The sequence below is a fragment of the Aureisphaera galaxeae genome (assembly GCF_028561275.1).
In the GTDB taxonomy this organism is placed as follows: Bacteria; Bacteroidota; Bacteroidia; order Flavobacteriales; family Flavobacteriaceae; genus Aureisphaera; species Aureisphaera galaxeae.
Window position 1 is genome coordinate 989358 of record NZ_JAQQTF010000002.1, and the last position, 12937, is coordinate 1002294.

The window sequence follows — 12937 nt, forward strand, 5'->3', positions numbered from 1 at the left end:
CTAGTCCTAATTTTTAATCGTGAATTAGTTGTTGGAGATGAGTTCGGAATTCGCTCGACCGTATCCAATCACTCGATCGAAACGCTCCCCAGGACCGCGGTAGAATACAATGACGGTATAATCGTTTTCCGTTTGCCAGAAATTACCGCCAATTGCTCCTTGATCCACCGATCCATCCCGGTCTACAAGCGCAAAGCGATAGTTGTAAAACCCTTGTTTGAACAAGCGGGTATTTTGGTAGGAGTCCGTTTCGGGATTGTACTTCATATAGGTACTCTCGTCGATACACCAATTGTTGAAGTTTCCATAGATATGGATTTCCTTATCGCCAATATCCTCGTAATACTGAAGGTTAAAGTGCATACGGATATACTCCGCTTCAATATTGGGATTTCTGTCGGAATCGATCCCGAAGGTACGCACCACGAAGTTTCCGTTAATATCTGGGAAATAAGTGTAGGGCCTATCGGCTCGGGATAATCGGGTAAATAGATAATGTTCGAAAAGGTCGGTGAGTTCTATCCGGCGAATGGTATTGTTGGCTCCACGGACTTCTTTGCTATCGAAATTCAAGAATTCGTTTCCACCCCAAAAAGCACTTTCCTGATCGTACCGATAAATGAGCTCGCTCCCAATGGTGTATTGTGGTTTTAAATCGGTAATGGCCGTTTTTAGGTTGCTGTTTTGAAGCACCAATGTTTTTACGTTCTGCTTTGGATTGATGAGGGGACGGGTAGGGGAATCTATCGTAAACTGAACACTTTGTTTGGTATCTATGTATTGGATATCCCGTGAGCGTTTCACCTCGACAGCTACCTTCACTTCCTGTTCCATGATCATGAACTTCCGGGTGAAAACCAACTCTCCGTCATAATCGAAAACACTGAGTAGGTAATTCCCGCTTTTTTTGAGTCGGCGGGTCTCTCTATTTGGGATGGTAAGGGTGTAATGGGAATAGAGCTGAAGCGAATTCAATGAATTTTCATAGGTCTCGATCCGTACATCGTCAAAACCATCCATATATTCCCCTTTGGAAAGATCACTTTCGGACCAATCGAAATCGTGATGGGTAATGACATAGTAATAATCCTCTTCGTCACCATTAATATCGTCGAAGGACAACTGAAGCGATTCGCCCAGTCGTATGATGGGTAACTGACTGAATTGTGAATTCCCCCTAAATTGGATGGTTCGAATATATTCCGGCTCAATTTTTTCAACAATCTGGGCTTGGGTGCTTACTACCATTCCCAAAAAACCGAACATAAGTAATGCTTTTTGTAGCATAGGTTACCTGATTTTGCGGTTAAAGGTAAGCAAATTTTGTGCCTAAAACTTTTTCGAAAACCTTACCGTTTCCTGTTAATTAAAATTATTCCTATTTATTATGAAAACCTCTTCGAAGTTCGTAAATTTGCGGTCGCTAAATCTGGGCAATCTATGTTTCAGGTTTTTACGAGAACTTTAACACGTATATCCTATGTCCAAAGACATTAAGATTAGAAAAGGTCTTAACATTAATTTAAAAGGCGAAGCGGACAAAACACTCTCCAAAGCACCACGCTCCCGCACATTTGCCATAAGACCTCAAGATTTTCATCTCGTTACCCCTAAAATGACGCTTAAAGAAGGAGCCAAAGTTCAGGCAGGGGATACTATTTTCCATAGTAAATCCAATGAGGATATCAAATTTGTCTCTCCTGTGAGTGGGACACTTTCCGAGATTGAAAGAGGTGCAAAACGAGTGATTACCAAAATAACTATTGAAGGAGATCAACAGGATACCTACAAGGATTTTGGAATCATTAATCCGGATTCCATGAAGCCGGAAGAGATCAAAAGTCACTTATTAAGTTCGGGATGTTGGCCTTTCATTAAGCAGCGTCCTTATGCGGTAGTGGCCAATCCACAAAGTACACCAAAAGCTATTTTCGTTTCGGGATACAGTACGGGACCTTTAGTAGCCGATTTGGATTTTACCTTAAAAGGAAAAGAAAATGAACTTCAGGCGGCTTTAACTGCCTTGAGTAAGTTGACCGAAGGTAAAGTACATGTATGTATTGGAAAATCTGGAGCTTCTCCATTGGATGGACTTAAAGATGTAACGATACATAAAATTAGTGGTCCTCACCCAGCAGGGAACGTAGGGACTCAGATTGCAAAGATCGATCCTGTGAACAAAGGAGAGGTGGTTTGGACGGTGAACGCACAGGATTTGGTAATTATTGGTGAGCTGATCCTTACAGGAAGATTTAATGCCGAAAGAGTGATTGCTTTGTCGGGATCTTCAGTAAAAGCACCAAAATACTACACCACTAAAATTGGAGCTGAGGTAGCCACCTTTATTTATGATTCTGGTCTTTCCGAAGACAATTCAAGGGTCATTAGTGGAGATGTGTTAAGTGGAACCCAAATTTCTCCAAAGGCGCACTTAGGATTTTACGACAATACGGTAACTGTAATTCCTGAAGGGGACGACTATGAGTTCTTCGGATGGAACAAACCTATTTTCAATAAGATTTCTCCATCCAGAGCATTGACTTTCTCTTGGATGATGCCAAAGAAAAAATACGACCTCAATACCAATACCAATGGAGAGCACAGAGCTTTTGTGGTAACTGGTAATTACGAAGAGGTTTTTCCATTGGATATTTACCCATTACAGATTTTAAAGGCCTGTATGGTGAAGGATTTGGATCAGATGGAAGCTTTGGGAATGTACGAAGTAGCTCCCGAGGATTTCTCACTTACTGAATTTATCTGCGTATCCAAGCAGCCCCACCAACAAATCATCAGGGAAGGTTTGGACTTAATGTATAAAGAAATAGGATAACGCTATGGGATTGAAACAAAATTTACATAAGCTAAAAGAGAAGTACAAAGGGAAGAAGATGGCACCTGCGTTCAACGCAATCCATACCTTCTTGTACTTACCCAATGAAACAACCCATAACGGGACGCATGTTAAAGGAGCCGATGACTTAAAGCGTACCATGAACACAGTGATCATGGCTTTGGTTCCTTGTTTGATTTTCGGAATCTTTAATGCGGGGTATCAGCATTATCTCGCCACTGGAGAGATTTCTAAAGCTGCCGGATTCCTTTCTCCGGAATTTTGGAGCATGGCCAACTTTAGCATGGGAGCATGGAAAGTACTACCCATTGTTGTAGTTTCTTATGTTGTAGGATTGGCTGTGGAATTCATTTTTGCGGTGATCAAAGGACATGAAGTTGAAGAGGGATATTTGGTAACAGGAATGTTAGTTCCACTTATCGTTCCTGTGGACATTCCATTATGGATGTTAGCCGTAGCGGTAATATTTGGAGTTGTTATTGGAAAAGAGGTATTTGGAGGAACAGGGATGAATATCCTTAATCCAGCTTTGACCATTCGTGCCTTCTTGTTCTTTGCGTATCCTACCTGGATGAGTGGAGATAAGGTTTGGGTGCACGGAGCGGTAGAAAGAGCAAATGAAATTGCAGGGGGAGCCAATGTAGATGCTATTTCCGGGGAAACCATTTTGGGAAGTTTGGCCCAAAACAAAGCATTCGATTACGACATTATGGACATGTTCTACGGATTGATTCCAGGATCCATTGGTGAAACTTCTACCTTATTAATACTTATTGGAGGACTATTCTTAATCTTTACGAAGATTGGTAGCTGGAGAATCATGGTTTCTGCCATCATTGGTGCATTGGCCATGGGATTGATCTTTAACGGAGTAGTGGACCAAGGATGGATAGGAGAAGGAAGTAAATTCTTTAGCTTAATGAGTACCGAGTTCTGGCATCACTTATTAATTGGAGGTCTCGCATTTGGTATTGTCTACATGGCAACAGATCCAGTAACTGCTTCGCAAACCAATAGGGGAAAGTGGATCTATGGATTCCTGATAGGATTCATCTCCGTAACGATTCGAGTATTTAACCCTGCCTATCCGGAGGGAGTAATGTTGGCCATTCTGTTGATGAATGTGTTTGCGCCAACCATTGATCATTACGTATTACAAGGAAATATTAAGAGAAGAGCGAAACGTCTTAAAGTTAAAACTGCTTAATTATGGCGATTAATACAGAAAAAAATAGTTATACCATCATATTTTCGATTTTGATGGTAATAGTGGTAGGAGCTTTGTTGGCTACTATTGCACAGGTATTGAAGCCTACCATTACCGAGAATAAAAGGATCGAAAAGCAGCAGAATATTTTGTACGCCATGGGCGTAAACGAAAATGACGAAAGTTCTGCCAATTTTGTTGCTGAAACCGATGCTGCAAAATTGTTCGAGCAATACATTACCGAGCAATTAGTAATTGCCAATGGTTCTGCGCAAGCCGATGATAAGGCTTATCTCATCGATGTGAAAAAGGAGCAGGCCAAAGCTAAGGCTGGTGAAGAGCGTCGTTTGCCTTTGTTCGTAGGTGAGAAAGACGGGAAGAAATATTACATCGCTCCTATTCGAGGAAAAGGACTTTGGGATGCTGTATGGGCCTATGTAGCCATGGACGAAAACATGGTAGTGCAAGGAGCCTATTTCGATCACCAAGGAGAAACCGCAGGTTTGGGAGCTAATATTAAGGAGCGTTACTTTATGGACGACTTCATAGGAGAACATTTACTGGATGCCTCTGGTAATTTTGTGGGTATTGCTATTTCAAAAAGTAATGCAGATCCGCTCAATAAGGATAAACAAGATAATGAAGTAGATGCCATTGCTGGTGCTACTATTACTGGAGACGGAGTGTCGGCCATGATTAGGAATGACCTAAAATTGTACGTACCATTTTTCAAAAACCTTAAAAAAACGAACTAGACTATGGCACTATTATCAAAAAAAGATAGTAAGCTGATTTTAGATCCCCTAGCGGATAATAACCCTATTACCATTCAGGTATTGGGTATCTGTTCAGCTTTAGCGATTACTGCGCAGCTTAAGGCTTCTATTGTAATGTCCATATCCGTAATTTTTGTAATGGGTGTTGGAAACATAGTTATTTCTTTGATGCGAAACATTATCCCATCGAAGATCCGAATCATTGTACAGTTGGTGGTTGTAGCAACCTTGGTAATTATTGTAGACCAAGTATTGAAAGCATTTTCGTATCAGCTGAGTAAAGAACTGGGAGCGTTTATTGGATTGATCATTACCAACTGTATCATTATGGGGCGTTTCGAGGCCTTCGCATTGGGTAATGGTGTTTGGCGTTCCTTTTTAGATGGAATAGGAAACGCATTGGGTTACGGGGTAATCTTAATTATTGTAGGATTCTTCCGTGAGCTGCTAGGATCAGGAACTTTATTGGGATTCCCGGTTTTGGGAGACCCAATCGCCAAGTCCGGTGTATATAGTATAGGATATGAAAACAACGGTTTCATGCTGTTGGCCCCAATGGCATTGATCGTCGTGGGAATCATTATCTGGGTACAGCGTAGTAGAAACAAAGCATTAATTGAAGAAAACTAGTAGGTCCAAGACTGAAACAATATAGATATGGAACATCTTGAGTTATTTTTTAAATCGATATTCGTGGACAACATGGTATTTGCCACATTCTTGGGAATGTGTTCTTACCTAGCGGTGTCCAAAAAAGTAAGCACTGCAGTTGGATTGGGTGCAGCGGTGATTTTCGTACTTACCGTGACCGTGCCGATCAACTGGTTATTGGACCAATACATCCTGCAAGAAGGAGCTTTAACTTGGTTGGGAGCAGAGTATGCCGATTACGATCTAAGCTTCCTATCTTTTATCCTATTTATTGCGACCATTGCAACGATGGTACAATTGGTAGAGATTGTGGTAGAGCGTTTCTCTCCAGCGTTGTATAACTCCTTGGGTATTTTCCTTCCCTTGATCGCTGTAAACTGTGCGATTTTAGGAGGTTCCCTGTTCATGCAGTCCAGAGAGATTGAGAGCTTTGCCTTGGCATTGAACTATGGGTTCAGTTCTGGTATTGGATGGTTCTTGGCCATTCTAGCAATTGCCGCGATTCGCGAAAAAATCCGTTATTCTAATGTTCCTGCTCCTTTAAGAGGATTGGGAATTACCTTCATTATTACAGGACTTATGGCCATCGGATTTATGAGTTTTGGAGGAATGTTAACTGGAGGGGACGATGCGGCTAAAGAGGAAAGCGATTCCGCTGCACAAGTAGAAAAAGTAATTGAAAAAGAGACCGAGACAGCACAAGCAGCTGTTTCAGATAAAACTGAATAAACTATGATCTTAGCAAGTACATTAGGTGTAGTAGTAGCCACGGTGGTCGCGTTTTTAGTGTTGATCCTTCTTTTGGTGGCACTCTTGCTATTCACCAAACAAAAACTTTCCCCCTCTGGGCCGGTAAAGATTACCATTAACGATGAAAAGGTCATAGAAGTTCCTTCTGGAGGGACGTTGTTGTCCACCCTTGGAAATCAAAAAGTATTCTTGCCATCTGCATGTGGAGGTGGTGGAACCTGTATCCAGTGCGAATGTCATGTATTGGAAGGCGGAGGAGAGGCTTTGCCTACCGAAACCCCTCACTTTACCCGTAAGGAACTGAAATCAGGTGCCCGTTTGGCCTGTCAGGTAAAGGTAAAGCAAGACATGAATATCCACATTCCTGAAGAGGTATTCGGAATTAAGAAATGGGAAGCGACCGTAGTGAGAAACTACAACGTGGCCTCATTCATCAAGGAATTCGTAGTAGAGATTCCTGAAGATATGAACTACAAAGCTGGTGGGTATATTCAAATTGAAATTCCCCCATGTGAGATTAAATATGGTGATATCGACATTACTGCCCACCCTGAAGAGCATGAAACGGCTGATAAGTTTCAAGCCGAGTGGGATAAATTTGGTCTTTGGCCATTGGTAATGAAGAACACCGAAATCGTAGAAAGAGCGTACTCCATGGCCTCATACCCTGCCGAGGGGCGTGAGATTATGTTGAATGTTCGTATTGCAACTCCACCATGGGACCGTGCGAAGAACCAATGGATGCAAGTAAATCCAGGAATTGCTTCTTCTTACATCTTTGCTCAGAAGCCAGGAGATAAAGTAACCATTTCCGGACCTTATGGTGAGTTCTTCATCAACCCATCCGAAGCTGAAATGCTATATGTAGGTGGGGGTGCTGGAATGGCGCCAATGCGTTCTCACTTGTACCACCTTTTCAAGACTTTGAAAACGGGTCGTAAAGTAACCTATTGGTATGGAGGACGTTCTAAGCGAGAGTTGTTCTACATTGAGCACTTTAGAGCATTAGAAAGAGACTTCCCTAACTTCAAGTTCTACATGGCATTGTCTGAGCCGCTTCCAGAAGATAACTGGAAAGTGAAAGAAGGCATTGAAGGAGAAGGAGATGGATTCGTAGGATTCATTCACCAAGTGGTGATCGATAACTACCTGAACCACCACGAAGCACCAGAAGATATCGAATTGTATTTCTGTGGTCCTCCATTGATGAACCAGGCGGTTCAGAAGATGGGAGAAGACTTCGGAATTCCGGACGAGAACATCCGATTCGACGACTTCGGAGGATAATATTCTTAGACATATTAATAATGAAAAAACCCTACAATTTTGTAGGGTTTTTCTTGTTAATACAATTTCGAGATATTATCGACAAAATGTTGTTTTTCTTCGATAAAAATGTATTTTTGGGAGTTACCAAATCAATTGACCCCAATGAACCCAAATCGTATGCCTTCCCCGGCCAAATTCTTGGTACATACTTTCATATTCATTTTCAGTCAATTGGAAGATTTCAGTCAGTTATTACTGGAAAATTACTACAGAAATGGAAAGTATAATCTAAAAAATTTTCAAACCCCTGAATTAAATTATTTGGCCGTTAATTGCTACTAATAGCAATTTTTACCATGTTATTATCTTACTATAGGATTGGCCTAAAAATGTGAATTATGATGAAAAGAAAACCAACCTTACTGTTGCTTTTTTTGTGCTTTGCAACAGCAATGTTCGCTCAAGAAAGAACAAGTGAAAAAAACAGCGAGTACACTCCAAGTAGATATCCTACAAAAATCCTTTACCCTAAGAACTTTTATGTTTCTACCCCAGTTAGGGATATGCCCGTTTGTGATGATCTGACCACATTCGATGGTTACTTTGTTCCAAAAGATGGTGTAAATACTTCATCTGAGATGAGTGAGAAGAGAAAAAGAAAATTGGCACATCTTAATGCAGCAGGACGCAGTAGTACGGAAATAGATCCCCTAATACAAGGGCCAGAAGGACACAAGCGTGCTTCTTCAACAAGAACACCCATTGTGAGTTTTGAAAGTATTGGGCTTAATGTTTCTCCACCCGATCCATCCATGGCCGTAGGGCCTAACCACGTGGTTACTATGGAGAATGGGCAATGGGCCGTTTTCGATAAAACAGGCGTCATGGCGTCTGGTTTCCCCAAGCTGCTAACAGATCCATTATCCGGACCTACGCATGCCGATAACGCAGGGGATCCTGTAGTGATGTATGATAGAGAAGCAGACAGATGGTTCCTGTCCCAGTTTCAATTATCTGGTAATCCATCTTTAAGTGATGATGTATTCCTTATTGGGGTATCTACAACACCAGACCCAACAGGCTCGTACAACGTTTACGAATATGAGTTGACCGCAGGGAATGACTATCCCCACTACGGGATTTGGGGAGATACCTATGTAACTGCAGGTAACTTCACCGGAGCACAAAAAGTATATACCTTCAACAGAAATAAAATGTTGGCGGGAGACGGTACTGCAGAGATTGTAGGTTTTTCTCCCTCTGGATTAGGATCTTCTGGTTTTGCCGCTCCTATTCCTGCACATTCTGAAGCATCGGGAGCCGCTACGGGAGATGCGAAAATATTATTCTATCAAGATGATGCCTTTTCTGGAGTAACCTCAGATCACGTCGGATTGTGGAACATCGATATGGATTGGACCAATGCTACAACCATTGCTAACTCCACGATTTCAGGTAAAATACAAATACCAACTTCTCCTTTCGATGCAGCCATCGCAGGAGGGTTTGCCAACTTGCAACAACCGGGTACTACACAGCGAATCGATGCTATCGTAGGAGCTGTAATGAATATGTGTCATTGGTATAAATTTCCTACCTACGAATCTATTCTACTGAATTGGGTAGTTGAAATTCAGAATGGGACCCAAAAATCGGGAATCCGCTGGGTAGAGATGAGAAGTACAGATGGTGGTGCTTCTTGGAGTGTATACCAAGAAGGTACATTTACCGATCCTGCACAAGCTACCGTTGCGCTTAAAGAATCTGTATTCATGGGCTGTATGTCTATGGATGACCAAGGAAATATCGGTCTAGGATATACCAAAACAGGATCTTCTACTTTCCCATCACTTTACTATACGGGAAGGTTAGCTGGAGATGCACTGGGAACTATGACTTTTGGAGAGAATTTGGTGATTTCTGGAACCAACTCGGTAACCGGGAACGACCGTTATGGAGATTACGGACAGGCCGTAAGGGATCCTAGTGATGATAAAACCTTTTGGGTTACCTCAGAGTATTCTGGAGACGGAGGTGCCAATGGTAGACAGGTACGAGTGTATTCGTTTAAACTTGCGCCCGACACCCCAGAGATTAGCTTTTCAACTACTGCAGGTACTGAAACTGAAGATGAAGACGGATGTTTTACCGATGTAACGGTTCCTTTGAATATCGCTTTGGCCCCTTCGGCCAATGCGGATGTTACCTTTGTAATAAATGGAAGTTCAACAGCGACTACAGGAGTAGACTTCGACTTACTTACACCTAATGTTACCTTTGGTACGGGTAGTTCTACTTCCCAAAATATGATCCTGCGAGTGTACCACGATGGTTTGGTAGAAGGAGATGAAACGGTAACGGTAGACTTTACGGTGAATGCCAATGGTGGAGATGCTACGGCCAATACCAGTGCAGATTCGTATACCCTGACCATTTCGAGTCCTGATGTCGTTCCGCTTTCTACGCAGACGGCTACCTTATTCAGCGACGGTTTCGAAACCTATTCAGATTTCGACATTAATCCAGTTGGTGGATGGACCATGTTCGATGGCGATGGCGATTCTACCTATGGATCTACTGCCTACGATTTTACCAACGAAAATTATACAGGAACATTTATCGTGTTCAACCCAAGCCAGACAACGCCTTCGGCTGCGGGGAGTAACTTTGATGCCCGTTCCGGCGATAAAGGATATTATTGCTTTAATGAAAGTATAGCGCCCCAGCAGAACGATGACTATATCTTCACGCCGCAAATTGCGTTGAATGGAACCAATAGCGAATTGAAATTTTGGGCGAAGTCTGTAGTCGATACCTATGGTTTGGAGCGTTTCCAAGTCGGGGTTTCAACAACGGATACGAATCCAGCCAGTTTTACCTTTATAAGCGCGAGTCCTTATGTAGAACCTCCGACCACATGGACGGAATACACCTATGATCTATCGGCTTACGATGGGCAAAACATTTATATTACCTTCCATGTTGTCTCTGCCGATGCCTTTGTTTTCATGCTAGATGATGTTTCGGTGACGGCTACCGTATCTACCGATGTACAAACAGCGGAAAATTCTGCTACGCAGGATCAGATGGAAATCAATGGAACGGGAACAAGATATGCCCAAGATACTAGTTCTGACAATGTGATGATTGGCATGACCAATAACAATAGCTTCGATTATGGTTGTGTTAGTTCTTATGTGTCTAGAGCAGGAACCAGTGCGCAATCCTATAACGGAAGCAGTGCTCCGAATTTGGTGATGGACAAAACATTTACGATCACCCCATCGAATACAGCAGGAGCTGGAGATAACAGTATTACCTTCTATTTCACGGAAGCTGAAATTGCCGGTTGGGAATCGGCCACAGGACTGCTCCGTGCAAATTTGGTTGCTGCAAGGGGAACCGCCTCCAGTGTGACAGAAACTTCTGCCCTTACCATTGGCAGTTTCGGGAGTAATGTGACGCTTACGGGTACATTCACTGGACTGAATGGAAACTATTACTTCGGAACGGCAAGTGCTTTTGTATCCTGTGCCGGGGTTACCAAAACATGGGATGGTGCTACTTGGAGCCCTGCTGGGGCACCTGACGCCACCAACGAAGTTATTTTGGCTGGAAACTACAATACCAATACCGATGGAAACCTAAATGCCTGTAAGCTAACAGTGAATTCCGGAATTACCTTAACCGTGCCGGGAAGTACCTTTACTAGTATTGCGGGAGATATCATTGTAAATGGTACTGTAGTAGTAGAACACGAAGGAAGTGTGGTGCAAACCAACGCGAATCCTATTGTTCAGAATAATGGAACCATCAATGTAAACCTTACGACGCCGAATTTGGCCTCCAGGGATTTTATGGTGATGGGAAGCCCAATGACCACAGAAACTAGGGAAAGCGTTTGGAACACGGCCTTCTTAGTGTTGGATGCTGAGACGGCCAACTTTGTGCCGCATCCGGATGTAGAAGCCATGTTCCCAGGAGCTGAGAACTTTGCAGATGATAATAATGACTTCTGGTCGCCTGTAGTAGCAGGAACAATTACACCGGGAGAAGGATACATCGTACGCCCACAGGCTGGGTACGGTCAGCCAGGAGGTGTATTCAACTATACATATGATGGAGGAACCCTTAATACCGGTCCTGTTAACTTTACGGTGGTACAGAATACGCCTGGACCTGGGCCAGCAGATAATAAGAATGCCAGTCCTAATGTATTGGCAAACCCATATCCTTCGGCCATTTTAGCAGACGACTTCATCAGTGCCAATTCCATGATCGACGAGTTGTATTTCTGGGAGCATCTTACGCCTCCAAGTGCTACTTTGCCAGGAGCGGGAAGCATGAACTTCTCTATGGAAGACATCTCTATGTACAACCTATCTGGGGGTACTGCCGCCGCTTCGGATGGAACGGGTATCGACACGCGTCCCAATGGATATGTTTCCACGGGCCAAGGATTTGGTATCAAGGCGACGGCTGCAGGAACAGCAGTCTTTACCAATGCCATGAGAAGAACGGACAATAACAATACACTTCGTGTTCAGGAAGACAGGGAGCGTATTTGGTTGAACCTATCCACTTCTGAATATAGCATGCAGAAGCAAGCATTATTGGCTTTCAACGGAGACAATGCCACAGAAGGGATGGACCCTGGTTATGACAGCCGAAGATTGGCTACAGTAGTTTCTTTGTATACTCACCTTCAGGATGGTACTGAGGAACTGGGTATCCAGACCCTGGGGCAGTTCGATCATTCCATTACTGTACCTGTTGGGTTCTCAACCCTCATCGATGCCGATACGGAATACAAGATTTCCATTGCCGATATAGAGGGGGTACAACTTACGGACTCCGATGTTTACCTTGTAGATCATCTTACGGGGGCCGTTCAGGACTTAAGGGTAGATTCTTATGGGTTTGTTAGCGGAATGGGAACCTTCCATAACCGTTTCACTTTGCATTTCAGCCGAGTACTGGGAACTGAAAGTGTAGCGCTGGAGTCGATTACCATGTTCCCCAACCCAACAACAGGTCAATTGAACATTGCATCGCCACAAGCTGCTATCGAAAAGGTAGAAGTATATGACCTTATGGGAAGAATGGTGACTACAAACAATATACAAGGTAATAACAACATTCTGATAGACCTTTCAGGATTAAAGACCTCTGTATACTTTGTTACGTTAACTACAGATCAAGGTGTTGTTACCAAGAAAATTGTGAAGAAATAAAGACATAAAATATTCAATGTGAAAAACGCCTCCTTATTGGAGGCGTTTTTTTTATTTAACAAATCCTTCATATCGTTCTTAAAAGCTCCTTTATATCGATCAAACATCAGTTTTGAAGGTTGTTTAAATTGTTCTAAAATGATTTTATGTGCTTGAATAATAATGTTTTAATCATAATAAGTAATATCTTTATACA

At 42.7% G+C, this 12937-nt stretch carries 8 protein-coding genes; 7 read left to right on the forward strand and 1 reads right to left on the reverse strand.

What is annotated here, in order from left to right:
- Nucleotides 1–24: 24 nt before the first annotated feature.
- Nucleotides 25–1287: a type IX secretion system plug protein gene (locus tag POV27_RS04325; protein WP_272861497.1), complete on the reverse strand. Its 1263-nt coding sequence runs from the start codon at nucleotides 1285–1287 to the stop codon at nucleotides 25–27.
- A 193-nt stretch (nucleotides 1288–1480) separates the two neighbouring features.
- On the opposite strand from POV27_RS04325, the gene POV27_RS04330 reads away from it, so the two are divergent.
- The 7 genes from POV27_RS04330 to POV27_RS04360 all read left to right on the forward strand — a co-directional run bounded on the left by POV27_RS04330 (nucleotide 1481) and on the right by POV27_RS04360 (nucleotide 12741).
- Entirely contained in the window at nucleotides 1481–2833 is a 1353-nt protein-coding gene (locus POV27_RS04330; protein ID WP_272861498.1) for a Na(+)-translocating NADH-quinone reductase subunit A, read from the forward strand.
- 4 nt (nucleotides 2834–2837) lie between these two features.
- Nucleotides 2838–4061 (forward strand): NADH:ubiquinone reductase (Na(+)-transporting) subunit B, encoded by a 1224-nt coding sequence (locus tag POV27_RS04335; RefSeq protein WP_272861499.1) that lies wholly within the window; start codon nucleotides 2838–2840, stop codon nucleotides 4059–4061.
- Nucleotides 4062–4063: 2 nt separating this feature from the next.
- Nucleotides 4064–4816, forward strand: a complete 753-nt coding sequence (locus POV27_RS04340) for a Na(+)-translocating NADH-quinone reductase subunit C (protein ID WP_272861500.1) — start codon at nucleotides 4064–4066, stop codon at nucleotides 4814–4816.
- A 3-nt stretch (nucleotides 4817–4819) separates the two neighbouring features.
- Nucleotides 4820–5467 (forward strand): NADH:ubiquinone reductase (Na(+)-transporting) subunit D, encoded by a 648-nt coding sequence (locus POV27_RS04345; RefSeq protein ID WP_272861501.1) that lies wholly within the window; start codon nucleotides 4820–4822, stop codon nucleotides 5465–5467.
- Between the two features lie 27 nt (nucleotides 5468–5494).
- Nucleotides 5495–6217 (forward strand): NADH:ubiquinone reductase (Na(+)-transporting) subunit E, encoded by a 723-nt coding sequence (gene nqrE / locus POV27_RS04350; protein WP_272861502.1) that lies wholly within the window; start codon nucleotides 5495–5497, stop codon nucleotides 6215–6217.
- Nucleotides 6218–6220: 3 nt separating this feature from the next.
- Nucleotides 6221–7525, forward strand: coding sequence for an NADH:ubiquinone reductase (Na(+)-transporting) subunit F (gene nqrF, locus POV27_RS04355; protein WP_272861503.1), 1305 nt, complete (start codon nucleotides 6221–6223; stop codon nucleotides 7523–7525).
- A gap of 380 nt (nucleotides 7526–7905) precedes the next feature.
- Nucleotides 7906–12741, forward strand: a complete 4836-nt coding sequence (locus POV27_RS04360) for a T9SS-dependent choice-of-anchor J family protein (RefSeq protein ID WP_272861504.1) — start codon at nucleotides 7906–7908, stop codon at nucleotides 12739–12741.
- The last annotated feature ends 196 nt before the right edge of the window (nucleotides 12742–12937 follow it).